This window comes from Krasilnikovia sp. MM14-A1004, from assembly GCF_047159485.1.
Lineage (GTDB): Bacteria > Actinomycetota > Actinomycetes > Mycobacteriales > Micromonosporaceae > Actinoplanes.
Map to the genome: position 1 here is coordinate 5,396,962 of NZ_AP038773.1, position 25,539 is coordinate 5,422,500.

The following is a 25,539-nucleotide window of genomic DNA, read 5'->3' on the forward strand; positions in this document are numbered from 1 at the left end:
TCAGCCCGCCGCCCACTGCACCACCCCCTCCACGACCTGCGCGACCTCCGCCTCGGTCAGGGCGGCGTGCAACGGCAGGCGGACCAGCCGATCCGCGACGTCGGCCGTCACCGGGCAGCCGCCCGGCCCGACGCGCCCGTAGCGCTCCCCCGCCGGCGCGCAGTGCAACGGCTGATAGTGGAACGCGGCCTCGACCCCCCGTCCGGCCAGGTGACGGATCAACTCCTGGCGCCGGGCCGGGTCGGGGGCCAGCACGTAGTACAGGTGTGACGGGTGATCGCAGCCGTCCGGCACGGTCGGCCGGACGAGGTCGGCGCCGGCCAGGGCTGAGTGGTATGCGTCCCATACGGCCCGCCGCCGTCGCTGGACCTCGTCGAACGCCTCCAGCTGGGCGGTGAGCCCGGCCGCCAGCACGTCCGACGGCAGATAGCTGGATCCCACGTCCATCCACCGGTACCGGTCCACCTGCCCGCGGAAGAACCGGCTCCGGTCGGTGCCCTTCTCCCGCAGGATCTCCGCCCGCTCGACCAGCCGCTCGTCGTTGACCAGCAGCGCCCCGCCCTCGCCGCACGACACGTTCTTGGTGGCGTGGAAGCTCTGCGTGGCCAGCGCACCGAACGAGCCCAGCGGCCGCCCCCGGTACGCACCGCCGAGCCCGTGCGCGTTGTCCTCGACGACCGCGAGTCCGTGCCGCTCGGCCACCTTCTCGATGGCCTCCATCTCGCAGGCCACCCCGCCGTAGTGGACCACCACGATGGCCTTCGTCCGCGGGGTGACCGCGGCCTCCACGGCCTGCTCGTCCAGGTTGAGGGTGTCCGGCCGGCAGTCCACGAACACCGGGACCGCCCCGCGCAGCACGTACGCGTTGGCGGTGGAGACGAACGTGAACGAGGGCATGATCACCTCGTCGCCCGGCCGCAGGTCGAGCAGGAGCGCGGTCATCTCCAGCGCGTGCGTGCACGACGTGGTGAGCAGCACGGACCGGGCGCCGGTGAGGTCGCGCAGCAGCTCACCGGCCCGCCGGGTGAACGGGCCGTCGCCCGAGGTGTGCCCGGACGAGGCGGCCAGGACCAGGTATTCGAGCTCGCGCGGGGCCAGAAAAGGACGGTTGAACGGGATCTGCACACCCGTTCAACCGTCCACCCGCCTCAGTGGGTGTGTTCGGGCACCCGCATCCCGTTGATCGGGGTCAGCGGCAGTAGCTTCTGGCCCGTGGGCCCGATCTGGATCTCGGTGTCCATGGCCGGGCACACGCCACAGTCGAAGCACGGCGTCCACCGGCAGTCGTCCTGCTCGTACTCACCGAGCGAGTCCTGCCAGTCCTGCCACAGCCAGTCCTTGTCCAGCCCGGAGTCGAGGTGGTCCCAGGGCAGGACCTCCAGCTGGTCGCGCTCGCGGGTGGTGAACCACGCCAGGTCCACACCGAATTCCGGCAGCACCTCGGCGCAGGCGTCCACCCAGCGGGCGTACGAGAAGTGCTCGCTCCAGCCGTCGAAGCGGCCGCCGTTCTCCCACACCTTGCGGATGACCCGGCCGACCCGGCGATCGCCCCGCGAGAGCAGGCCCTCGATCAGCGACGGCTCGCCGTCGTGGTACCGGTAACCGATCGCCCGGCCCAGCGACCTGTCGCTGTTGATCTCCTGCTTGAGCAGCTTCAGCCGGTGGTCGATCACCTCCGGCGGGGTCATCGCTGCCCACTGGAACGGCGTGTGTGGCTTGGGCACGAACCCGCCGATCGACACCGTGCAGCGGATGTCCTTGCTGCCGGTGGCGGCCCGCCCCGACTTGATCACCTCGTGCGCCATCCGGGCGATCTGCACCACGTCGTCGTCGGTCTCGGTGGGCAGCCCGCACATGAAGTACAGCTTCACCTGCCGCCAGCCGTTCGAGTACGCGGTCACGACCGTACGGATCAGGTCCTCCTCGGTCACCATCTTGTTGATGACCTTGCGGATGCGCTCCGAGCCGCCCTCCGGGGCGAACGTCAGGCCGGTGCGGCGCCCGTTGCGGGACAGCTCCTGGGCCAGGTCAATGTTGAACGCGTCCACCCGCGTCGACGGCAGCGACAGCGAGACGTTGGTGTCGGAGTACTGCTCGGCCAGGCCGGAGCACATGTCGCCGATCTCCGAGTGGTCGGCGCTGGACAGCGACAGCAGGCCGACCTCGTTGAAGCCGGAGAACTCCAGCCCCTGCTGCACCATCTGCCCCACGGTCGTGATCGACCGTTCCCGCACCGGGCGAGTGATCATCCCGGCCTGGCAGAACCGGCAACCCCGGGTGCATCCCCGGAAGATCTCCACCGCGTAGCGCTCGTGCACGGTCTCGGCGAGCGGGACCAGCGGCTTCTTCGGGTACGGCCAGGCGTCCAGGTCCATCGTCGTGCGCTTGGCGACCCGGAACGGCACGTCCGGGCGGTTCGGCACGACCCGCTGGATCCGGCCGTCGGCCAGGTAGTCGACGTCGTAGAAGCGGGGAACATAGATGCTTTCCGTACGGGCCAGCCGCAGCAGCAGCTCCTCCCGCCCGCCGGGGCAGCCCTCGGCCTTCCACTCGCGGATGATCCCGGAGATCTCCAGGACCGCCTCCTCGCCGTCGCCCAGCACCGCGGCGTCGACGAAGTCCGCGATCGGCTCCGGGTTGAAACTGGCGTGCCCGCCCGCGACCACGATCGGGTCCTGCTCGGTGCGGTCCTTCGCCTCCAGCGGGATACCGGCCAGGTCGAGCGCGCTGAGCAGGTTCGTGTAGCCCAGCTCGGTGGCGAACGACACCCCGAGCACGTCGAACGCCCGCACCGGCCGGTGCGCGTCGACCGTGAACTGCGGGACCCCGTGCTCCTTCATCAGCGCCTCGAGGTCGGGCCAGACCGCGTACGTCCGCTCGGCCAGCACGTCGGGCTGCTCGTTGAGGACCTCGTACAGGATCTGGACGCCCTGGTTGGGCAGGCCCACCTCGTACGCGTCCGGGTACATCAGCGCCCACCGCACCGTGGCCCGGTCCCAGTCCTTCACCACGGCGCCCAGCTCGCCGCCCACGTACTGGATCGGCTTACTCACCCGGGGCAACAACTGCTCCAGCTGCGGAAATACGGATGCCACGCTCATGGGACTCCAGGGTACGCGGGTCCGCGGCCCAGTTCCGCCGCGGCCTCGTCCGGATCCGCGGCCAGCAGCTCGTCGCGGAACGCCCGCAACATCAGCGTCATCCGGGCCGGGCCGGACGCCCCCACCACGAACCGGAGCCGGCGGCCCTGCCCCTCCAGGTCGGCCACCAGCGCGTCCAGCAGCCGCACCCCCGCGGAGTCCAGGTACGAGACCGCGGTCAGGTCGACCAGGACCGGGCCGGACATGCCCGTACGGTGCACGATCTCCCTGCCGATCGCGGCGGCGTTCGCGAAGTCGATCTCCCCGGAGAGCCGCACCAGCGCGGCACCGTCCTGCCGCCCGAAGGTGACCCCCAGGGTCACGGCTGCCCCCGCCGGCCCCGCCGCATCGTCACCGTGGTGCCCTCGCCGCGGGCGATCACCACCTCGTCCATCACCTGTCGCATCAGCCTCAGCCCCCGTCCCCGGACGTCCTCCTCGCGGGTCTGCCGCCAGGTCCCCCGGTCGGCCACCCGCACCTCCACCGCGCTGCCGGCCACCGACGCCACCACCCGGACCATCCCGAACGGGTCGTCGCGGTACCCGTGCTCTATCGCGTTGGCCACCGCCTCGGAGCAGGCCAGCAGCACCGCCTCGCTGCTGTCCGCGTCGACCGCGTGGGCGGCCAGCCAGCCCCGCAGGTCCTTGCGCAGCAGCGCGATCTGCATCGGGTCGGCGCCGATGCTGCGTTCCAGCCGTTCCTCGGTGCCCATGGCCAGGCACAGCAGGCAGACGTCGTCGCCGTGGTCGCGGCCCACCAGCAGGTCGGCCAGGCGCGCGGCCAGGCCCGGCAGCGGGGCGTCGCGGCACCGGGCGTACGCGCGGGCCAGCACCTCGAAACCGGCGTCCAGCGGCCGGTCCCGGCGCTCGATCAGCCCGTCGGTGTACAGCAGCAGCCGGCTGCCCGCGGCCAGCCGGACCCGGTGCTCGACCCGTTCGATCCGGGCGGCGCGCGAACCCAGCGGGCCGGAACGGCCGTCCAGCAGGTAGCGCGGGGCGCTGCCCGGCTCGGCCAGCAGCGGCGGCTGGTGCCCCGCGCAGGCGTACGTCATCTCCGAGGTGGCCAGGTTGATCTCCGCGTACGCGACGGTGGTCATCCGGGCCGACTCGACCCGTTCGACGAACCTGTCCAGCCGCTCCAGCAGCCGCGCCGGCCCCGCCTCGGCCGAGGCGAGGGCCCGGATGGCGCTGCGCAGCTGGCCCATGGTCGTGGCGGCGTCGATGCCCCGGCCCACCACGTCACCGACCACGACACCGAGCTTGTCGCCGGTGATCCGGAACGCGTCGAACCAGTCCCCGCCGACCTCCAGGTCCTGCCCGGCCGCCTGGTAGTAGGTCTCCAGCGTGAACCGGGAATCGGCGGGCAGGTCACCGGCCAGCAGGCTGCGCTGCAGGCTGCGGGCGATGGTGCGCTCCTGCTCGTACAGGCGGGCGTTCTCCAGCGACAGGGCGGCCCGGTCGGCCAGCTCGCCGAGGAAACACGACCCGCTGAGCTTGCGCCCACCGGACGGGCGCAGGGCCAGGGTGCCCAGGACCCGGCCGCGTACGGTCAGCGGCAGCACCACGCAGTCGGCTTCCCGGCCGGGACCGGTGTCCGGCTCCGGTCCGGCGTCGTCGCCGTCGAAGTCCGGACCAGGGCCGGCTCCACCGTCGGGCGTCCGCTGCCCTGCGTACTGGGGATCGCCCGACGCGATCGCCGCCGCGACCCGCTCGGTCAGCCAGCGCGGATCGGGCGCCGGGGCGCCCGCCTCGGCGACCACACCGGCCGGGCCGACCCGCAGGCGCACCTCGGCCCACCCGGCCACCTCGGGGACGATCCGCTCGACCAGCCGCCGGGCCCGCGGCAGCAGCCGGGGCAGCTCCTCCAGCGCCCGCGTGGTCTCGGCCAGGAAGACGGCCCGCGCCTCGCGGCGGCGGGTGGCGTCGTAGAGGCGGGCCCGGTCCAGCGCCTGCCCGGCCTGGTGCCCGAGCAGCCGCACCACCCGCAGCTCGCTGTCGCTGAGCGCGCGCTGCTCCACGAACCCGAACGCCAGCACACCCAGCACGTCCGACGGGCCCGCGTCCTGCCCCGGCCCCGCGGTCAGCGGCAGCAGCACGACAGTGCGCCGCCCGGTGCGGCGCATCCCCTCGGCCAGCTCGGGGAAATGCTCGGCTGCCTCCCGCATCGAACCGATGACGTGCAGGTCGCCGCGCCGGGCGACCTCGGCGACCGGCCGCGCCGAGGACCGCGGCATCTGTTCGCCGCCGGGCACGGCGGGCCCGGTGGAGGCCGCCACGACGAGCCGGTCACCGTCCGGATCGACCAGCCAGATGCTGGCGTCCAGCGCGCCGAACGCCGGTCCGGGCGCCCGGACCACCGCCTCGGCCACCTCGGCCTCGGTCGGTGCGGCCGCCAGCTCCGCGACGATCTGCTGCAGTACGCCGACCCGCCGCTCGGACGCCTCCGCCGCCCGCCGCGCGACGAGCAGCTCCTGCTCGTAGCCGCGCCGCTCGGTGGCGTCGAAGACCGTCGTCCGGATCGCCCGGGGCAGGCCGCCGGAGTCCCGGCTCACCACCGAGTTGACGAGCGTGGGCAGTTCGCGCCCGTCCGCGCAGACGATGTCGAACGCCACCTCGCGGGCGTCGCCCCGCATGGTGAGCAGCGGCGCGTACCGCGTCTCGTGGTAGCTGCGGCTGTCCGCGGTGAGCAGGTCGCGGAAGCGGCGACGGCCGACCAGCGCCGATCGGGCGTATCCGGTCCAGGTCAGCAGCGTCTGGTTCACCCGGACGATCGTGCCGTCGGCCAGGGTCGTGAGGTAGCCGCACGGGGCGTGCTCGTACAGCTCCTCCGGGTCCTCCTCCCAGGGCAGCCGCAGCTCCTGTGTCATCTCGGGCCGCACCGTGTCGTCACCCATACCGCCGCCCTGCCGGGGTCGCGGGCCCGCCGCGCACGCTCCGTCCGCTCATCGCTCGCCCAGTTCGTCCCTGATCGCCACGCTGGACCGTCCGGGATGGCGCAGCACGCCGGTCGCGACGCTCGCCGCGCGCCCCGAACCGCGACCTCGTGCGGGCTCACCCCGGATGTCCAGCACGTTCGCAGCGTAACCGTCGAGAGTGGAATCGCGCGTGCCCGCCGTACCCGTCGTGGCAGAACATCCCTCGCCGATGTACGCGAACGGGACGATGCGGGCCGTTGCCGGGGCTCCGGCGGGCAGGCATCGGCCGCGGCCGGGCTCCGGGGCGGGCCTCGCTGCTCGGCCGCCCGTGCCGCCCGATCGCGGCACCGCGTGTCGAAGCGTGTACATCCCTGGTCACGATACGGTCCCGTTCCGCCGTGCACATCGGCCCGGCCGCACCCGCCGTGCCCGCTCGCAGCGATCTCCACGAGTCCGCCCGGCCGGGTGGCGGCTCGGCTCTAACCTGGCAGCAGGCCCGCCGGGGGCCACGGAAGGAGCACGCGGATGGCCGACCAGCAGGGCGACCCGCCCTCGGCCGCCGAGCTGCCCGACGAGCCCACACCGGCCGTCCCGTCCACCCGGGGTCCGGCGGAGGCCCCCACGGCCCACACCGCCCCGGCGGACGCAGCCCGGATCGATCCCATCCGGGACGACCCGACGCGAGCCGACCCCGTCCCGGCCGAGGCGACGCGAGCCGACCCCGTCCCGGCCGAGGCGACGCGAGCCGACCCCGTCCCGGCCGGCCCGGCAGCGAACGCTCCAGACCGGCACGTACCGGCCGAGGCGACGCGGGCGGAGCCCTTCTCGACCGAGGCGACGCAAGCCGAGCCCACCGCAGCCGACCCGACTCGGGCCGCACTCGTGCATGCCGACGCCACCAAGGTCGAGGCGGACGCTGCGGGTATCGCACCGACGGGCGCCGAACCCTCGACCACCCATGCTCCGGTGCGCTGGAGCGGATCGGCGGCAGTCCCGGCCGCCGAACCCAAGCGGTCCTGGTGGTCGCGGTGGCGGGCCGCACCCCGGCGCGCCGGAGCCGGCGACGGGCGAAGCGGCGCGCCCGACGGGCCGCAGGCGCAGGACGACGACGAGTGGGCCATACCTCCCGCGGTCGATCCGTGGGCCGACCAGGACACCCCGTGGGACCTGCTGCCGCTACCCGCGCCGGAGGCCCTGCCGCCGACCCGGATCGACGCGCCACCGCCGACCCGCGTCGACGCTGCGCCGCTGTATCCGCCGCCGTCGGCGACCCCGCAACCGACCGCCCCACCACCGATGCCACCTCGGGCGGCGGCCCGGCCGCAGGCCGAGCCAACGCCGAGTGCGCCGAATCCCGCCGGACCGGGTGCCCCGAATCCTGCCGGACCGATGCCGGGTGCGCCGAATCCTGGCGGGCCGGCGCCGGGTGCACTGAATCCGAGCATTTCGGCACCGGGGACAACACCGGGCGGGGGGCAGCCCGCCGCGCGGCGCCGCTGGTGGAGCCGCCGCGCGCAGCCACCGGCCCAGCCTCCCGCGCCCACGACGCGACCCGCCCCGGCCGGTGGCCGCCCGCAGCCTCCGGCCCATCCACCGCATCCACAGCCCTCGGCTCCGCCAAGACACCCGCAGGCTCAGCTCCGGCCCCCGCAGGCTCCGGCCCGGCCGCAGCAGGCTCCAGCCCGACCGCCGCAGCCTCCAGCCCGGCCAGTGCAGCCTCCAGCCCGGCCGCTGCAGGCTCCAGCCCGGCCACCGCATGCGCCAGGGGGTGCCCGGCCACCGCACCCGGCCGCGCCGCCCTCCTGGCGCCAGCCGACCCGCCCACCCGCCGCTCCCCCGGCCGGAACCCGGCCCGGCGGCGCGCGACCCCCGGCCGCCGGCAAGGTTGCGGCGCCGCCCTCCGGCGGACCGGGTGGACGTCCCACGCCGCGCCGCCGGCGCCACCCGCTACGCAAGCTGTTCCTGTTCTCGCTGCTCAGTGCGGCCTTCTGCTGCGGCGTCCCGGCCTACTTCGGCTGGCCCGCCGCGAACCAGTACCCCGTGAAGGCGAACCTGCCGGACGAGGTCGCCGACCTGAACCTGCGCGACGACGCCGCCAGCCGGCGCGCCACGGACCGCCTCGGCGAGCAGATCCAGGACACCGGCCTGGCCGACGGTGACGTCTTCGCCGGGGTGTACGGCGACGGCCGGGGCAAGCGGGTCACCATCTTCGGCACCACCGGCCTGCGCCTGCGCCCCGAGGCCGACCTCGAGGCGGAGCTGCGGCATCTCGCCGACACGTACCGCCTGGGCGACCTCGCCCCGTACGACCTGGGCGAGGCCGGGGCGCACGAGCGCTGCGGCGTCGGGCGCAGCGGCGGCAGCGCGGTCGTGGTGTGCGGCTGGGCCGACCACGGCAGCCTGGCCACGGTCCTGCTGACCCGCCGTTCGATCGACGAGAGCGCCGAACTGGTGGGCAGGCTGCGCGGCGCCGTCCTCACCCGCGGATAGCGCGGCCGGAGGTCAGGACTGCTGCTGGCGCGGCGGGGCGTACCGGGGCACGTACTCCTGCCCGGTGAGCTTCTGGATCTCGGCCATGACCTCGTCGGTCAGCGCCCGCAGCGACGTACGGTCATCGCCGCGCCCCATGGTCTCGATCGGCTTGCCGAAGCGGATCACGACCTTGCCGCGCCCCTTGCCGAGCTTCGGGTACGGCTGCCCGATGGGCTGCACCTCGTCGGTGCCGAGCATCCCGACCGGGATGATCGGCACCCCGGCGGCCACCCCGAGCCGGGCCACCCCGGTACGGCCCCGGTAGAGCCGTCCGTCCGGCGACCGGGTCCCTTCGGGGTAGACGGCGACCATGTCGCCGCCCTTGAGCACGGGGATCGCCCCGTCGAACGCGGTCAGCGCCGCACGCCCACCCGCCCGCTCCACCTTGATGGCGCCCAGGCCGTGCATGAGCGTGCGGGTGAACAGCCCGCCGATGCCCTTGCCGGTGAAGTACTCGGCCTTGGCCCAGAAGGCGATGTGCCGGGGGACCACGGCGCCGAGGAACAGTTCGTCGGCGACGGACAGGTGATTGCCGGCGAAGATGGCGCCGCCGGAGGCGGGGATGTGTTCGAGGCCGTCGACCTGAGGTCGCCAGCCGAGGGTCATGGCGTTACCGACAGTGACTTTGCCGATCGAGTAGAGCAGCGGCAACGGGTTCCTCCGGCGGGCGTGCAGAAAAACGTGGGGGGCGATGTGAGGCTATATGACGCGCGCCCCCGCGCTCGCGTGGATCTTGTATTGGTGGGCTCGGCATCCCCCGCCGAAGCGGGGAACACCGAGCCCGGAGGCACTTCTCACACCGCGCGAAGCACCGCGACGGTCACCTGCTCACCGTCACCGACCTCGCCGGCGAACCCGGCGCTGGGGTCCAGCACCCCGAACGACAGCGACGTCGCGAGCGTCTCCTCCGCCACGAAACTGCGGTGCCGGTCCACCGCGGCCTCCACCTCGGCGGAGGCCGCGACGGTCAGCGCGATCCGGTCGGACACGTCCAGGTCGGCGTCGCGCCGGGCCTGCTGCACCACCCGGATGACGTCGCGGGCCAGGCCCTCGGCGGCCAGTTCGGGTGTGACCGTGGTGTCGAGGACGACGACGCCCGCACCGCCGGGCAGCGGCGCGGAGTTCTCCACGTCCGCCGCGACCAGGCGCAGCTCGTACTCGCCCTCGGCGAGGGTGATCCCGGCCGCGACCGGCGCGCCGTCGACCAGTTCCCACTCCTCGGCCTTGACCGCCTTGATCACCTGCTGGACCTGCTTGCCGACGCGCGGGCCGAGCACCCGCGGCACGACGGTCAGCACCTGGCGGCAGTACGTCGCCATGTCCTGGCTGAACCGCACGTCCTTGACGTTGACCTCGTCGGCCAGCAGGTCCGCGAACGGTTCCAGGCTGGCCGCCCCGGCCGTGGCCACGGTCAGCGAGGCCAGCGGCAGGCGTACCCGCAGGCCACGGGCCTTGCGCAGCGACAGCGCCGCCGACGCCACGTCCCGGATCGCGTCCATGGCCGCGACCAGCTCGTGGTCGGCGGGGAACGGCTCCGCGGACGGCCAGTCGGTCAGGTGCACGGAACGCTCACCGGTCAGGCCGCGCCAGATCTCCTCGGCGGTCAGCGGCGCCAGCGGCGCCACCACCCGGCACAACGTCTCCAGCACGGTGGCGAGCGTGTCGAACGCGTCCGCGTCACCCGCCCAGAACCGGTCCCGGGAGCGGCGCACGTACCAGTTCGTCAGCGCGTCCAGGTACGACCGGACGGTCCCGCACGCCCCGGAGATGTCGTACTCGTCCATCTGCCGCTGCACGTCCGCGACGAGTTCGCCGGTCTTGGCGAGAACGTAGCGGTCCAGCAGGTGGGTACTGTCCGTGCGGAACCGCGCCTCGTGACCCGATGCGTTGGCGTACAGGCTGAAGAAGTACCAGACGTTCCACAGCGGCAGCAGCACCTGGCGCACCGCGTCCCGGATGGCCGTCTCGGTGACCGGCATGTCGCCGCCGCGCAGCACCGGCGAGGACACCAGCATCCAGCGCATCGCGTCCGAGCCGTACTGGTCGAAGACCTCGTACACGTCGGGGTAGTTGCGCAGGCTCTTGGACATCTTGCGGCCGTCGGCGCCCTGCAGGATGCCGTGGCTGAGGCAGTTGCGGAACGCGGGCCTGTCGAACAGCGCCGTGGCCAGCACGTGCATGGTGTAGAACCAGCCGCGGGTCTGCCCGATGTACTCGACGATGAAGTCGCCCGGGTAGTGGTGCTCGAACCACTCCTTGTTCTCGAACGGGTAGTGCACCTGCGCGAACGGCATCGACCCGGACTCGAACCAGCAGTCCAGCACCTCCGGCACCCGGCGCATCACGGACTGCCCGGTCGGGTCGTCCGGGTTCGGCCGGGTCAGTTCATCGATGTACGGCCGGTGCAGATCGCTGACCCGCACCCCGAAGTCCTTCTCCAGCTCCGCGAACGAGCCGTACACGTCGACCCGCGGGTAGTTCGGGTCGTCGGACTTCCACACAGGGATCGGCGAGCCCCAGAACCGGTTCCGGCTGATCGACCAGTCCCGCGCGCCCGCCAGCCACTTGCCGAACGAGCCGTCCTTGATGTGCGCGGGCGTCCAGGTGATCTCCTGGTTCAGCTCGACCATCCGGTCCCGGAACGTGCTCACCGCCACGAACCACGACGACACCGCCTTGTAGACCAGTGGAGTGTCGCAGCGCCAGCAGTGCGGATACGAGTGCGTGTAGCCGTCGTGGCGCAGGACCACGCCGCGTTCCTTCAATGCGGCGATGACCGGCTTGTTCGCGTCGAAGACCTGCATGCCCTGGTAGTCGGGCACCAGCGCGGTGAACCGGGTGTGATCGTCCACAGTGACCACGGTCGGGATGCCGGCCGCGTTGCAGACGTTCTGGTCGTCCTCACCGAACGCGGGCGCCAGGTGCACCACCCCGGTGCCGTCCTCGGTGGTCACGAAGTCCGCGCCGAGCACCTGGAACGCGTTGGGCCCGCCCTGCTCGACCAGGTAGTCGAACAGCGGCGTGTACCGCTTCCCCACCAGGTCCCGCCCGAACACGGTCCCGACCTGCTCGAACCCTTCGAGCTCTTTCGCGTACGCGGCGACGCGTCCCGCCCCGAACAGGTACTTCTGGCCGTCGCGCTGCAGCACCGCGTACTCGATGTCCGGGCCGACCGCGAGCGCGAGGTTCGACGGCAGCGTCCACGGCGTGGTGGTCCAGACGCCTACCTTCTCGCCGGACTCCAGCTGGAACCAGACGGTCAGCGCCGGGTCGGTCCGGTCCCGGTAAACGTCGTCCATCCGGGTCTCTGTGTTCGACAGCGGCGTCTCGCACCGGAAGCAGTACGCGAGGACCCGGAACCCCTCGTACACCAGGCCCTTGTCGTGCAGGGTCTTGAAGGCCCACATGACCGATTCCATGTAGTCCGGGTCGAGCGTCTTGTAGTCGTTGCCGAAGTCCACCCACCGGGCCTGCCGGGTGACGTAGCGTTCCCAATCCTTGGTGTACGCGAGCACGGAGGCGCGGCAGGCCTCGTTGAACTTGTCGATGCCGAGGTCGACGATCTGCGCCTTGGTGGTGATGCCGAGCTGCTTCTCCGCCTCCACCTCGGCGGGCAGCCCGTGGGTGTCCCAGCCGAACCGGCGCTCGACGCGGCGACCACGCATGGTCTGGTAGCGCGGGACCACGTCCTTGACGTAGCCGGTGAACAGGTGGCCGTAGTGCGGCAGCCCGTTGGCGAACGGCGGCCCGTCGTAAAAGACGAACTCGTTGCTGCCGTTCTCACCGGCCGGGCGCTGCTCGACGCTGGCCTCGAACGTGTGGTCGGCGGCCCAGTGCTCGAGCACCGAGCGCTCGACCGCGGGCAGGTCGGGGCTGGCGGGTACGCCAGTCTGATCGCCGTGCTTGGGGTAGGCCATCGGTGGTCGATCTCCTCGGGCAGCTCACGGTGTCGTGGTCTGCGAGGACGAGCCGGACGGCCCGCGGTACCACCTCGCTTGACGCCCCGCGTACGGGACGCCCGCTCGTTGTCCGGCGAGGGTGCGGGCCGGTCCGCCCGGTTCTACTGGGGCGGGGTGGTCCCGCCCGTTCTTCCGGAGGCTCCCCGGTGATGGCCGGTTCGTCGCCTGGCTGACCACGATACCGGCCTCTGCCGCGTCACCTCACCCGGATTACCCGCCCGGCCGGTCAGTAGCCAAAGGAGGAGACCAGTTCGTCCAGTTCGCGGGCGGTGTCGCCGAGGCCGCGGGCGGATTCCCGGGTGGCGTCGGCGTCGCGGGTGGTGGCCGACGCGATGTCCGCGACCCCGCCCACACCGGCGGCGATCTGCTGCGATCCGGCGGAGACCTCGGAGACGTTTCGGTTGATCTCCGCGGTGGTGGCGGACTGCTCCTCCACGGCCGCCGCGATCGTGCTCTGCAGCTCGGAGATCTGCTTGACCACGCCGGAGATCTGCCCGATGGACGCGGCCGCCCGCTCGGTGGTCTGCTGGATCGCGTCGATCTTGGCGATGATGTCCTCCGAGGCGCGGGCCGTCTCCTGCGACAGGTCCTTGACCTCACTGGCCACGACCGCGAAGCCCTTGCCCGCGTCGCCCGCACGGGCCGCCTCGATGGTCGCGTTCAGCGCCAGCAGGTTGGTCTGCTCCGCGATCGCCGTGATCGTCTTGACGATCTTGCCGATCTCGCCGCTGGCCTCGATCAGCTCGCGCACCGCGGCGGAGGTCTCCTGGGCGGTGTTCACGGCGTCGCCGGCGACCGAGGCGGCGGCCTCGGTGCTGCGGGCGATCTCGTTGATGGAGGCGTTCATCTGCTCGGCCGCCGAGGCCATGCCCGCCACGTTGTCGGACACCTCCCCAGCCGCGCCGGCCACCGTGTTGGCCTGCACGCTGGTGTCGGCGGCCTGCTCCTGCATCCGGTCGGACACCTCGGCCAGGGCCCGCGAGGACGACGCCACCGCCGACGCACGGGCCCCGACGCTGGCCAGGGTCTCCCGCATGGCCGCGGTGGCCTCGTTGAACGCCCCGGCCATCACGGTGAGTTCGTCGTGGCCCTCGACCGGCAGCTTGGTGGTGAGGTCACGGCGGGCGAGGGTGCGCAGCGCGTCCGCCACCGCCGCCACCGGCTTGACGACACTCGCGGTGATGACCAGACCCATCAGTACGGTCAGCACGACCGCCAGGCCGGATCCCACGAACAGCAGCATCCGCAGCCGCTGCGCGGCGATGCGGGCCTCACGCTGAGCCTGGTCGCTGCGCGCATGCACCGAGTTGATCAGCTGGGTGGTGCTGTCCATGACCGAGTAGTACGAGTCGTATCCGTTGCCCAGCATCACCATGTTCGCGAGCTTCATCGACTCCGGGGAGCCCTGCTTGAACAGGGCGACGACCTGGGCGTCGTACTTCAGGAAGTTGGTGAAGCTGGCCTTGATCTCCGCGAGGATCTTCTGCTCGGTGGGGGTCAGCTCGTCGACGGGCACCGCCTTCAGGTCCGCGTCGAGGTCCTTCAGAACGTCCAGGAAGATCTTGCGGTTGGCCGACTCCGGGTCGGTGGCCGCCTTGCCGCCCAGGAACGGAGCGTCCCAGGCGTACGCGAGCTGGCGCGCGCTGACGTCGGCACCCCGGAACTTGAGCTGCATGACGTCGCGGGTCAGCACCTGCAACTGGGCCACCTCTTCGGTGACCGCCGCCTGACGGCCCGATTCTGCGACACCCACCCAGGTCATCGCCGAGATCAGTACACAGAACGCCCCGAACGCCAGGAGAAGGCGGGAACGCAGCCGCACCCGCCGCAGAATCCGCACCATCGGTTCGTTCCTTCCGTCAAGGGTGTCCCGCGTCACCCCTGGATTCGGCATCGCCCGAGGCCACTTGAGATGTGGACCTTCAGTCTTTACTCAAGACGCCGCGCTCAGCTGCGTTCCTTCGGCCGGACGGTCCGCTACTCTAAGTTTCTTCGGCGTCACACTAAGTAACCGACCCACGACCCCCCGCCTGTGTCACCGACTCCCGAGGAGGACACCATGCCGCGCCTGGCCGTCAACGAAGTCGCCCCGGATGCCTACAAGGCCGTCATGGGCATGGAGATCGCTGTGCGTTCTGCGTCGACATGCACAGCCGCGACGCCCTGGCAGCGGGCGAGGACAGCCGCCGCCTGTTGGCGGCCGCCAAGCAGTTCACGCCCGAGGAGCTGGCGAACCTGCTGATGGCCATCGCCACGATCAACGTGTGGAACCGCCTGGCCATCTCGACCCGGACGGAACCACCGCAGACGCCCTAGAGGTGCGGGAACCAGAGCGCCAGCTCACGCTTGGCGCTGTCGGGCGAGTCGGACGCGTGTACCAGATTCTCCCGGTTCGACAGCGACAGGTCGCCGCGCAGCGTCCCCGCGGCGGCCTTGCGCCCGTCCGTGGCGCCGATCATGGCGCGCACGACGTCGATCGCCTCGTCGCCGCTGATGACGACGGCGACCAGCGGCCCACCCGTCATGAACTGCTTCAGCGGGGGGTAGAACGCCTTGTCCACGTGCTCGGCGTAGTGCTGGTCGGCCAGCTCCGCGTCCATGGTGCGCAGCACCATCTCCTCGATCACGAGACCCTTGCGCTCGAAGCGGCCGAGAATCTCGCCGACGAGGCCGCGCCGCACGGCGTCCGGCTTGATGAGCACGAGCGAGCGCTCGGCAGCGCTGGTGGACACGGATCCTCCTGGTCGGGCGAGTGGGGTCGGGCGTGCTGGTCGGGACATGCGGATGTCAGCCTATCGGTACCGGTACCGCGGCGAGCGCCCACCGCCCACCACGGCGACTTTCCGGATGGCGCCGCGGCGGCCTAGCCTTGCGGTACTACCCGGGAGGTCCACAGTGGCGAACCAGAACGGCCGCCCCATCGCCCCGGCCCGCAAGCTGCTGGCCGCGGTGCTCGGCACCATCGCCGTCTTCGTCATGCTGTTCGGCATCGGCCTGTCGAGTTGGTCGATCGTCGCGCTCGGCGTCGCCCTGCTGGCCCTCGCGATCGCCCTGGCCATGGTCAACGTCGTGCGCCGCGGCGCACGCGCCTGGGTGAGCGGCACCGCTCAGGTCAAGGCCGTCTCCGAGCCACCCTCCTCTTCCGTGTACGGCCGTGCCGAGTTGCAGGTCGTCGTCATCGCCCCGGGCCTGCCGATCTCCGAGGTGGTCATCCGGGATCCCCGCGTCCCGGTCGACAAGTGGCCCCTCCCGGGTGACACCCTGCCCGTGACGGTGGACGTCGACGACATGCGCCGGGTACGGATCTCCTGGGAGGAGGCGCCGTCCCGGTCCGACGCCACGGTGCTGAACTCACCGCCGCCGAGCCACGACCCGCTGGACGAGCCGTCCGACGACGATCTGCTCGGCGAGCCGGAGCCGCCACCGTGGGCCGCCCGCGACCGCGCGTGGCTCCCCGGCGGCGACGAGCCACCCCCGCCGCCCCCTCCCCGCTCCGCCCGGCAGGCGGAGGAGTCGGCGGGCGCGGTGATTGTGCGCGAAGCGACGCGCAGCCCGATCATCCTCGAGGGTCAGCTGGTCGATCACGACGACAACCCGGTCCCCGCACCGACCGCACCGGCCGAGGACCAGCCCGCGCCGGCCGCGACCGCAGGCCCCAGTGGTCCGGCGGGCCCCCGCCCCAACGGTTCGCGCCCGAGCCCCCGGCCGCGCGCGGCCACAGCGACGCTGCACCCCCCTACGGGTACGCCCGAAGCACCGCCCGCACCCGCACCGGAGCAGCGCGTCTCACCCGAACAAGTCGACGACACCACGGCACCGCCGGACACCGAGCCCACAGCCGATCCCGACGCCATCGCGGAAACCCTCCCCAGCCACAACTCCCAGCCCGAGCCCGGCACCGCCGCCGTGAGCGAAACCGCCCTCACCGACGACGCCGAGATCGACATCCCGCTCGACGGCGCCGCGGAGCCCCTTCCGACGGCCGGCACGGCGGCCACACCCACAGACGTGGCCACCGACTCCGAGAGCCCCGCCGCCGTACCCACCGAACCCCGGGACACGACCGCCCCGGCGGCGCCGGAACCTCCGGCCGCCGACCCACCGCAGCCCCCGACCGGCCGTCCGTGGACCGATCTCGACGGCGGGTATGAACCGGACGAGCGGGCCGACGAGCTGATCACGGCGTACCCCAGTGCCCGCCCGGGCCCGGCCGCCGCGATCCACGGCGTCGGGATCACCATCCTGGTCACCGACCTGGACCGCTCGGTCGCGTTCTACCGCGACGTCCTCGGGTTCTTCCAGATCGACAGCGGCGAGGGAAGCGCCGTGCTCGCCTCCGGCGACACCCGCCTGGTGCTGCGCACGGTGCACGACCTGTCCGCCACGGCAGGCCGCCTCATCCACCTCAACCTGGAGGTCGGCGACGTCGAGGCCGTGTACGCGGAGCTGAAGCGCAAGGGCGTCACGTTCGTCCATGCCCCCCGCCCGGTGAACCGCGGCGACCGGCTGGAACTGTGGGCGGCCTCGTTCCACGACCCGGATGACCACAACATCGCCATCACCCAGTGGCGGGCCATCGGCTGAGCCCCCGGCCCGGCCCGAGCTCAGCCCAGGATCGTGCGCCGCACGTACGTCGCGTACGCCCAGGCAGCGCCGAAGATCAGTCCGAGTACCGCCAGCGACCAGTGCAAGAGCCCGCAAGCGAGTAGCAGCACCTGGATCGCGGTACCGGCATGCCAGGCCCAGCTCCGTCGCATGCTGCCCGCGACCACCACGCACGCCACCGCCAGGCCCACGACCGCCCCGACACCCCATCCGCTGAGGTGGCCGCCGAGCACCCGGATCGGCTGGATGGCCAGCAGCAGCACGACCGCCTCCAACGCGAGCGTGCCCGCGCCGAGCCCCCGTACGGCAGCCTGCGGGTTGCGCAGCCCCGACGGTCGCGGTGCGCCTCCCGGCACGGCGTCCGGCGAACCGGCCGCGTCGGACGTGGGGTCGGTGGCGGCCGCATCGTCCCCGCGGGGCGGTGGGACGGTCACCGCTTGAGCAGTTTCCGCGCGTCGGCGACCGTCACGATCGAGCCGGTGATCAGGACACCCACGCCGCTGAGCTCGCCGTCCAGGTCCGCCTCGGCCAGCACGACCGCCTCCTCGATGGCGTCGGGCATGCTCTGCGCGACCGTGACCCGTTCCTCGCCGAAGATGGCGGTAGCCTGCTGTGCCAGCTCCTCGACGGGCATGGCCCGCGCCGAGCTGTTGCGAGTGACCACGATCTGATCGGCGACCGGCTCCAGCAGATCGAGCAGCCCCGAGACGTCCTTGTCGGCCAGCGCGGCCACCACCACGACCAGCCGCCGGAACGCGAACTCCTCGTCCAGGGCGCTGACCGTGGCGGCCATGCCGTGCGGGTTGTGCGCGCCGTCCAGCAGGATCGCCGGCGCGCTGCGCACCCGTTCGAGACGGCCCGGCGAGTCGACCCCGGCGAAGCCCTCCCGCACCAGATCCGGTTCCAGCTGCTTGTGCGCACCCGCCCCGAGGAACGCCTCGACCGCGGCCAACGCGACTGCGGCGTTCTGCGCCTGATGGGCACCGTGCAGCGGCAGGAACACGTCCTCGTACACGCCGCCCAGGCCCTGCAGGCTGAGCACCTGGCCACCGACCGCGATGCTGCGGCGCATGACGCCGAACTCGGATCCCTCCCGCGCGATGGTGGCGCCGACCTGGGCGCAGTGCTCCAGCAGCGGGCGCATCGCCTCCTCGGTCTGGGCCGCGCTGACGACGGTGGCACCGGCGTGGATGATCCCGGCCTTGGCCCAGGCGATGTCCTCGATGGTGTCGCCGAGCCACTCGGTGTGGTCGAGGCCGATCGGGGTGATGACGCAGACGCCGGCCTCGATGACGTTCGTGGCGTCCTCGGCACCACCCAGCCCGACCTCGACCACCGCGATGTCCACCGGGGCGTCCGCGAACGCCGCGTACGCCATGGCGGTGGTCATGTCGAAGTAGGTCAGCGGCTCCGCCACCCGCGCGTCCACGAGCGCCGCCAGCGGCGCCACTTCCTCGTACGTGGAAACCAGCCGCTCCTCGGAGACCGGCTGGCCGTCCAGGCTGATCCGCTCCCGGACGGTCTCCAGGTGCGGACTGGTGTACCGGCCGGTGTGCAGGCCGTGCGCCCGCAACAGCGCGTCGATCATCCGGGCCGTACTGGTCTTGCCGTTCGTGCCGGTCAGATGGATCGCCGGGTACGCCCGCTGCGGGCTACCCAGCACATCCATCAGATCCCGGATCTTCTGCAGGTCGAAGTCCATCCGGGTGAAGCCGCGCTGCTCCAGCTCCGCCGACACCTCGTCATACCGGCTCATGCCAGCCCTACTTTCCGCATGCCCTCGCGGCCCTCGCTGCGCTCGGTGCACTCGCTCATGCTGAGCCAACCGGGCATGCCCTCGCGGCCCTCGCTGCGCTCGGTGCACTCGCTCATGCTGAGCCAACCGGGCATGCCCTCGCGGCCCTCGCTGCGCTCGGTGCACTCGCTCATGCCGGAGGCAGGGCGGTGAGGGCCGCGGCGATCCGGGCCAAGTCGGCCTCGGCCGTGGCCAGCCGGTCCTTGATCTTCGCGACCACCTGCTCCGGCGCCTTGCCGACGAACGCCTCGTTGCCGAGCTTGGCCCGGCACTGCGCGGCCTCCTTCTCCGCGGCGGCACGGTCCTTCTCCAGCCGGGCCCGCTCCGCCGCCACGTCGATGGTGCCGCGGGTGTCCAGGTCGACCGTGATCCCACCGGTGACCACGAGCGTCGCGGTGGCCGCGAAGTCGGCGCCCGGGCTGTCGAGCCGGGCCAGCGAACGGATCAGCGCCTCGTGCACGTCGATGCCGACATTGCCGAGTCCGGTGAGCGCGGCGGTGACCCGCTGTCCCGGTCGCAGCCCCTGGTCCGAGCGGAACCGCCGGACCTCGGTGACCACCTTCTGCAGCGCGGCCAGCTCGTCCTCGGCGGCATCGTCGATCCGGGTACGGTCGACCGCCGGCCACGCGGCCCGCATGACGGTCTCGCCGCCCGTGAGCACGGTCCACAACTCCTCGGTGACGAACGGGATCACCGGGTGCAGCAACCGCAGCAGCTGGTCGAGGACGTGCCCGAGCACCCGCCTGCTCCGCTGCCCGTCGGCGCCGTCCGCGGCGAGCACCGGCTTGCTCAGCTCCACGTACCAGTCGCACACGTCGTCCCACGCGAAGTGGTAGAGCGTGTCGCACACCTTCGCGAACTCGTACGCGGCGAACAGCTCGTCCACCTCCGCGACGACGTGCTGCAGCCGGGACAGGATCCACCGGTCGATCGTGGACAGTTCCCCGGCGGCCGGCAGGTCACCCGCGACGGTCGCGCCGTTCATGAGCGCGAACCGGGTGGCGTTCCACAGCTTGTTGCAGAAGTTGCGCGAGCCCTGGCACCATTCCTCGCTGATCGGCACGTCCGAGCCGGGGTTGGCCCCACGGGCCAGGGTGAACCGGGTCGCGTCCGCGCCGTACCGTTCGATCCAGTCCAGCGGGTCGACCACGTTGCCGAACGACTTCGACATCTTCTTGCCGTGCCCGTCGCGCACCATGCCGTGCAGGGCGACCACGTCGAACGGCTGGCGCCCGCCCATCGCGTACAGGCCGAACATCATCATCCGGGCGACCCAGAAGAACAGAATGTCGTAGCCCGTGACCAGCACGCTGGTCGGATAGAACTTCGCCAGCTCGGCGGTCTGCTCCGGCCAGCCCATCGTGGAGAACGGCCACAGCGCCGACGAGAACCAGGTGTCGAGTACGTCCTCGTCCTGACGCCAGCCGTCACCCGAGGGCGGCTGCTCGTCCGGGCCGACGCAGACGACCTCGCCGTCCGGGCCGTACCAGACCGGGATCCGGTGTCCCCACCACAGCTGGCGGGAGATGCACCAGTCGTGCATGTTGTCGACCCAGGCGAAGTACCGCTTCGCCAACTCAGCCGGCTCGATCGCGACCCGACCGTCGCGCACCGCGTCCCCCGCGGCCTTGGCCAGCGGCCCGGTGTTGACGAACCACTGCAGCGACAGCCGCGGCTCAACGGTGGTCTTGCACCGCGAGCAGTGCCCCACCGAGTGCACGTACGGCCGCTTCTCCGCGACGATCCGGCCCTCCTCGCGGAGCGCGGCCACGATGGCGGGTCGGGCCTCGTACCGGTCCAGGCCCTCGAACGGACCGGGCACGGTCACCACGGCCCGCTCGTCCATGATGGTCAGGCTGGGCAGGTTGTGCCGCTGGCCGATCTCGAAGTCGTTGGGGTCGTGCGCCGGGGTCACCTTCACCGCGCCCGTACCGAAAGCCGGATCCACATGGTCGTCGGCCACGATCGGGATACGCCGGCCGGTCAGCGGCAGCTCGACCTCGGTGCCGACGAGGTGCTTGTAACGTTCGTCGTCCGGGTGCACCGCGACCGCGGTATCGCCCAGCATCGTCTCGGCGCGCGTGGTCGCGACGACGATGGCGTCGTCGCCCTCGCCGTACCGGATGGAGACCAGCTCGCCGTCGTCGTCAGTGTGCTCGACCTCGATGTCGCTGAGCGCCGTGAGGCAGCGGGGACACCAGTTGATGATCCGCTCCGCGCGATAGATCAGCTTGTCGTCGAACAACCGCTTGAAGATCGTCTGTACGGCCCGCGACAGCCCCTCGTCCATCGTGAAACGCTCACGGGTCCAGTCCACGGAGTCGCCCAGCCGGCGCATCTGGCCGAGAATCGCCCCGCCGGACTCCGCCTTCCACCGCCAGACGCGCTCCACGAACGCCTCGCGGCCCAGGTCATGACGCGACATCTGCTGCGCAGCCAGCTGACGTTCCACGACGTTCTGGGTGGCGATGCCGGCGTGGTCCATGCCGGGCAGCCACAGCACCTCGTAGCCCTGCATCCGCTTCAGCCGCGACAGAGTGTCCTGGATCGTGTGGTCCAACGCGTGACCGACGTGCAGCGAGCCGGTCACGTTCGGTGGGGGGATGACGATCGAGAAGGGCGGCTTGTCACTGGCCGGATCCGCCGTGAAGTAACCGCCCGCTACCCACTGCTCGTACCGCCGCTGCTCTACCTCGCCCGGCTGATACTGGGCCGAGAGGCCCCCGGTCGGACGGCTATCAGGGGTACGGGACTGCGCTGCATCGGTCACCCGACAATTCTACGGACGGCGCCCGGGCGGCCTGCGCTCGCACCGCCTCCCGGCGTTAATGGCTGTAAGCTCGCGCAATGCCCGAACGCGACCCCGCCCCCGCCCCCGGTACGCCCTCCCCGGCGACCGCCCGGCCGGCGGCAAACGTCGCGCCGTCAGCAGCCCGGAACCCCGCAGCCACCGACCACCCGGCAACCACCGAGGCAACCCCAGTCACTGAGGCAACGGATGCCACGCAGTCACCGGCGCCCACAGCAGTGTCCACCGCCCGGAGCGCTGGAGTCATGCCCGCCCCGCGCATGCCCGCCGATGCGCTCGCCGACGACGCGGTTGCCGACGATCGGGTGCGTCAGCAACGGGCACAGCGGGACGAGGCACACCCGAACGCGGCGCGCCCAGACCACGCGCACCCGGACCAGGCAGGCCCGGACGAGGCACACCCGAACGAGACACGGCCAGACCAGGGGCACCCGGACCAGGCAGGCCCGGACGAGGCGCACCGGGATAGGCCGCAACACATCGAGCTGACCGATGCGGCGTTCAGCCTCAGCGGCGACGCGGAGTCCGGTGAACCGGCCTCCGCTGCACGCCGCCCTCCGAAGCGTGTCCGCACCATCGCGTTGACCGCTGTCCTGGTCGTGGGGGTGGCCGGCATGGTGGCGGCCGGTGTGACCGGTTGGCGGGTCGTCTCGCAGAAGGACGCCACGCTCACCGCTCCGCCGTTGGTGGCCGGGCTCCGGCCGGACGACAGCGACGACGGGCGAAGCACCGCCGACTTCCTGCAGACCGCGCTGGCCGCCGAGGTCGACCTCGACCACACCGTGGCCGCCGCGTACTACGACCACGGGGGACGCGGGATTCTTTTCGTCGGCGGGACCGGGTTGATCTGGCAGCCCGGGGACGCGCTGGAGGCGGCGTTCGGAATGGTTTCGGACGACCAGGGCTCGGTGACTCATGTGCACGACGTCGCGGCGGGCCCGCTGGGCGGCACGGCGAAGTGTGGCCGGACCGCCACCGACGACGGGGACATGGCCGTATGCGGGTGGGCAGACCACGGAAGCGTGGCACTGGCCCTGTTCCCGCGACGTTCCGAGGACGAGTCCGCGGATCTCGTCCTCGCCATCCGAGAAACCGCCGAAAAGCGCCACTGACCAACGTTGTCAGTGCAGGTCGAAACCGATCCCCCGCCCCTGGAAATCTTCATCGCCACCGCATCACAGCGAGCCGCGACGCGCGTCGATGCCAGCCTGGGAACCCATCTGGCGGCGGTCTTCAACGCTGACACAGAATCGAGTCGGCGCTGCCCCTCACCCGCACAGCTTCCACGCCCCGCCGAGACAAGGCAGGGTCGATGCCTGAGCACTGCGAGCGCAGAAATGGTGTGTGGATGAGTGCGCCGTAACGGTTCTTCTCGTCCACAGGCGCCGCGCGAATGTGGGTTCGGAGGCCAGCTGACCGCGGCCGGCGTGCCGCCCCAGCGGCTGCGTTCCCGTCGCGTTGCCTGATCGCTTGCTCTGCCTTGTTCTTCGTTTTGTCGGTGCGGCTGCGTCGAGGGTGTGACGCCGTCCCTGCCCGCACCGGACGCGGGTGCGGGCCGTGGGGGTGTGTGGATAGCAGTGAGGGCCGCCCCTTGTTGGGGGCGGCCCTCACTGGTGGTTTTGGTCCGGCGGCGTCCTACTCTCCCACACCCTCCCGGGTGCAGTACCATCGGCGCTGGAGGGCTTAGCTTCCGGGTTCGGAATGAGACCGGGCGTTTCCCCTCCGCTATGACCACCGGCACATCTGCCAGCGTCACCAACCCCCACCCCTCACGACCCGTCCCGCGCCCCGGTTTCCGGGGTCGGGGTTGGGTGTGTGTTCGGGGGGGTGGTTGTTCGCTGAGATATCGCACAGTGGACGCGTCGAGCACATTGTTTGGTGTGGTTAAGCCCTCGGCCTATTAGTACCGGTCGACTGAACCAGTTACCTGGCTTACATCTCCGGCCTATCAACCCAGTCGTCTAGCTGGGGGCCTTACCCACTCAAAGGTGGTGGGATACCTCATCTCGAAGCAGGCTTCCCGCTTAGATGCTTTCAGCGGTTATCCCTTCCGAACGTAGCCAACCAGCCGTGCCCCTGGCGGGACAACTGGCACACCAGAGGTTCGTCCGTCCCGGTCCTCTCGTACTAGGGACAGCCCTTCTCAAGTATCCAACGCGCACGGCGGATAGGGACCGAACTGTCTCACGACGTTCTAAACCCAGCTCGCGTACCGCTTTAATGGGCGAACAGCCCAACCCTTGGGACCTGCTACAGCCCCAGGATGCGACGAGCCGACATCGAGGTGCCAAACCATCCCGTCGATATGGACTCTTGGGGAAGATCAGCCTGTTATCCCCGGGGTACCTTTTATCCGTTGAGCGACACCGCTTCCACACGCAAGTGCCGGATCACTAGTCCCGACTTTCGTCCCTGCTCGACCTGTCAGTCTCACAGTCAAGCTCCCTTGTGCACTTACACTCAACACCTGATTGCCAACCAGGCTGAGGGAACCTTTGGGCGCCTCCGTTACCCTTTGGGAGGCAACCGCCCCAGTTAAACTACCCACCAGACACTGTCCCTCGACCCGATCAGGGCCGCAAGTTAGATACCCGAATCCAACAGAGTGGTATTTCAAGATTGCCTCCACCCGAACTGGCGTCCGAGCTTCACCGGCTCCCACCTATCCTACACAATTGCATTCAGATACCAATGTCAAGCTATAGTAAAGGTCCCGGGGTCTTTCCGTCCTGCCGCGCGTAACGAGCATCTTTACTCGTACTGCAATTTCGCCGGGCCTGTGGTTGAGACAGTGGGGAAGTCGTTACGCCATTCGTGCAGGTCGGAACTTACCCGACAAGGAATTTCGCTACCTTAGGATGGTTATAGTTACCACCGCCGTTTACTGGCGCTTAAGTTCTCCGCTTCGCCCCGAAGAGCTAACAGGTCCCCTTAACGTTCCAGCACCGGGCAGGCGTCAGTCCATATACATCGTCTTACGACTTGGCATGGACCTGTGTTTTTAGTAAACAGTCGCTTCCCCCTGCTCTCTGCGGCCATACCACGCTCCACCCGCACGGGGCTTCACGCGTCCGGCCCCCCTTCTCCCTAAGTTACGGGGGCAATTTGCCGAGTTCCTTAACCACAGTTCGCCCGTCGCCTCGGTATTCTCTACCTGACCACCTGTGTCGGTTTGGGGTACGGGCCGCTCGGAACATCGCTAGAGGCTTTTCTCGGCAGCATAGGATCACTGACTTCACCTGAATCGGCTCGGCATCACGTCTCAGCCCTCATGTGCCACGGATTTGCCTATGGCACGGCCTACACGCTTACCCCGGCACAACCACCGGCCGGGATCAGCTACCTTCCTGCGTCACCCCATCGCTCAACTACTACCCACCAGGATCCCAACCCCCCTCACCTCACCCCGAAGGGATCAGCAAGTTCGGATGGTTAGCACAGTGAGGTTCATCGCTGGCGCTCCTACGCGGGTACGGGAATATCAACCCGTTATCCATCGACTACGCCTCTCGGCCTCGCCTTAGGCCCCGACTCACCCAGGGCGGATTAGCCTGGCCCTGGAACCCTTGGTCATCCGGCGGAAGGGTTTCTCACCCTTCATTCGCTACTCATGCCTGCATTCTCACTCGTATGGCGTCCACACCTGGGTCACCCCGGCGCTTCACCCGCCATACGACGCTCCCCTACCCACCCACACACCTGCACCCCCACCCGAAGATGGAGGCGGAGTACCTGTGTGAGTGCCACAGCTTCGGCGGTGTGCTTGAGCCCCGCTACATTGTCGG

At 70.9% G+C, this 25,539-nt stretch carries 17 protein-coding genes and 2 rRNA genes (1 of these 19 only partly in view); 4 read left to right on the forward strand and 15 right to left on the reverse strand.

The annotated features are described in order from the left end of the window. The 5 genes from rffA to ACMCNN_RS23110 are packed head-to-tail and all read right to left on the reverse strand — an operon-like array spanning position 1 to position 6,210. Positions 1 to 1,125, reverse strand: coding sequence for a dTDP-4-amino-4,6-dideoxygalactose transaminase (gene rffA / locus ACMCNN_RS23090; protein WP_412742602.1), 1,125 nt, complete (start codon positions 1,123 to 1,125; stop codon positions 1 to 3). 23 nt (positions 1,126 to 1,148) lie between these two features. Further along, positions 1,149 to 3,101: a TIGR03960 family B12-binding radical SAM protein gene (locus tag ACMCNN_RS23095; RefSeq protein WP_412742603.1), complete on the reverse strand. Its 1,953-nt coding sequence runs from the start codon at positions 3,099 to 3,101 to the stop codon at positions 1,149 to 1,151. Then, the gene (locus ACMCNN_RS23100) at positions 3,098 to 3,463 is read right to left on the reverse strand and encodes an STAS domain-containing protein (protein WP_412742604.1); all 366 of its coding nucleotides are present in this window, start codon (positions 3,461 to 3,463) and stop codon (positions 3,098 to 3,100) included. Before ACMCNN_RS23100 ends, ACMCNN_RS23095 begins: the two co-directional genes overlap by 4 nt. Then, entirely contained in the window at positions 3,460 to 6,033 is a 2,574-nt protein-coding gene (locus tag ACMCNN_RS23105; RefSeq protein ID WP_412742605.1) for a SpoIIE family protein phosphatase, read from the reverse strand. Before ACMCNN_RS23105 ends, ACMCNN_RS23100 begins: the two co-directional genes overlap by 4 nt. A 48-nt stretch (positions 6,034 to 6,081) precedes the next feature. Beyond that, positions 6,082 to 6,210, reverse strand: coding sequence for a hypothetical protein (locus ACMCNN_RS23110; protein ID WP_412742606.1), 129 nt, complete (start codon positions 6,208 to 6,210; stop codon positions 6,082 to 6,084). A 369-nt stretch (positions 6,211 to 6,579) separates the two neighbouring features. On the opposite strand from ACMCNN_RS23110, the gene ACMCNN_RS23115 reads away from it, so the two are divergent. After that, positions 6,580 to 8,544, forward strand: a complete 1,965-nt coding sequence (locus tag ACMCNN_RS23115; protein ID WP_412742607.1) for a hypothetical protein — start codon at positions 6,580 to 6,582, stop codon at positions 8,542 to 8,544. 12 nt (positions 8,545 to 8,556) lie between these two features. Here ACMCNN_RS23115 and ACMCNN_RS23120 read toward each other — a convergent pair whose 3' ends face one another. The 3 genes from ACMCNN_RS23120 to ACMCNN_RS23130 form a co-directional block, all read right to left on the reverse strand. Further along, a complete protein-coding gene (locus tag ACMCNN_RS23120) occupies positions 8,557 to 9,237 on the reverse strand; it encodes a lysophospholipid acyltransferase family protein (protein WP_412742608.1) in 681 nt (226 codons plus the stop codon). Between the two features lie 143 nt (positions 9,238 to 9,380). Next, complete coding sequence (gene ileS / locus ACMCNN_RS23125) at positions 9,381 to 12,503, reverse strand: isoleucine--tRNA ligase (protein ID WP_412742609.1); 3,123 nt, start codon at positions 12,501 to 12,503, stop codon at positions 9,381 to 9,383. Positions 12,504 to 12,771: 268 nt separating this feature from the next. After that, positions 12,772 to 14,388 carry a methyl-accepting chemotaxis protein gene (locus tag ACMCNN_RS23130; protein ID WP_412742610.1) on the reverse strand — a complete coding sequence of 539 codons (1,617 nt, stop codon included), beginning with the start codon at positions 14,386 to 14,388 and terminating at the stop codon, positions 12,772 to 12,774. A 302-nt stretch (positions 14,389 to 14,690) separates the two neighbouring features. Here ACMCNN_RS23130 and ACMCNN_RS23135 point away from each other — a divergent pair, with 302 nt between their 5' ends. Continuing rightward, a complete protein-coding gene (locus ACMCNN_RS23135) occupies positions 14,691 to 14,861 on the forward strand; it encodes a hypothetical protein (protein ID WP_412742611.1) in 171 nt (56 codons plus the stop codon). Here ACMCNN_RS23135 and ndk read toward each other — a convergent pair. Next, positions 14,858 to 15,277 (reverse strand): nucleoside-diphosphate kinase, encoded by a 420-nt coding sequence (gene ndk, locus ACMCNN_RS23140; RefSeq protein WP_412742612.1) that lies wholly within the window; start codon positions 15,275 to 15,277, stop codon positions 14,858 to 14,860. The two genes, ACMCNN_RS23135 and ndk, sit on opposite strands and share 4 nt — an antisense overlap. A 163-nt stretch (positions 15,278 to 15,440) precedes the next feature. Here ndk and ACMCNN_RS23145 point away from each other — a divergent pair, with 163 nt between their 5' ends. Continuing rightward, positions 15,441 to 17,129, forward strand: a complete 1,689-nt coding sequence (locus ACMCNN_RS23145) for a VOC family protein (protein WP_412742613.1) — start codon at positions 15,441 to 15,443, stop codon at positions 17,127 to 17,129. A gap of 20 nt (positions 17,130 to 17,149) precedes the next feature. On the opposite strand, the gene ACMCNN_RS23150 is transcribed toward ACMCNN_RS23145, so the two are convergent. The 4 genes from ACMCNN_RS23150 to ACMCNN_RS23165 are packed head-to-tail and all read right to left on the reverse strand — an operon-like array spanning position 17,150 to position 21,715. Further along, on the reverse strand, positions 17,150 to 17,584 hold the full coding sequence (locus tag ACMCNN_RS23150; protein ID WP_412742614.1) for a DUF4233 domain-containing protein: 435 nt from the start codon (positions 17,582 to 17,584) through the stop codon (positions 17,150 to 17,152). After that, entirely contained in the window at positions 17,581 to 18,906 is a 1,326-nt protein-coding gene (locus ACMCNN_RS23155) for a bifunctional folylpolyglutamate synthase/dihydrofolate synthase (protein WP_412742615.1), read from the reverse strand. Before ACMCNN_RS23155 ends, ACMCNN_RS23150 begins: the two co-directional genes overlap by 4 nt. Next, entirely contained in the window at positions 18,903 to 19,079 is a 177-nt protein-coding gene (locus tag ACMCNN_RS23160) for a hypothetical protein (RefSeq protein WP_412742616.1), read from the reverse strand. Before ACMCNN_RS23160 ends, ACMCNN_RS23155 begins: the two co-directional genes overlap by 4 nt. Continuing rightward, the gene (locus ACMCNN_RS23165) at positions 19,076 to 21,715 is read right to left on the reverse strand and encodes a valine--tRNA ligase (RefSeq protein ID WP_412742617.1); all 2,640 of its coding nucleotides are present in this window, start codon (positions 21,713 to 21,715) and stop codon (positions 19,076 to 19,078) included. The genes ACMCNN_RS23160 and ACMCNN_RS23165 overlap by 4 nt, the downstream gene beginning before the upstream one ends. A gap of 284 nt (positions 21,716 to 21,999) precedes the next feature. On the opposite strand from ACMCNN_RS23165, the gene ACMCNN_RS23170 reads away from it, so the two are divergent. Next, on the forward strand, positions 22,000 to 22,866 hold the full coding sequence (locus tag ACMCNN_RS23170) for a hypothetical protein (RefSeq protein WP_412742618.1): 867 nt from the start codon (positions 22,000 to 22,002) through the stop codon (positions 22,864 to 22,866). A gap of 510 nt (positions 22,867 to 23,376) precedes the next feature. Here ACMCNN_RS23170 and rrf read toward each other — a convergent pair. Beyond that, positions 23,377 to 23,493 (reverse strand): 5S ribosomal RNA (gene rrf, locus ACMCNN_RS23175). Between the two features lie 141 nt (positions 23,494 to 23,634). Further along, positions 23,635 to 25,539, reverse strand: a 23S ribosomal RNA gene (locus ACMCNN_RS23180) (it continues 1,203 nt past the right edge of the window).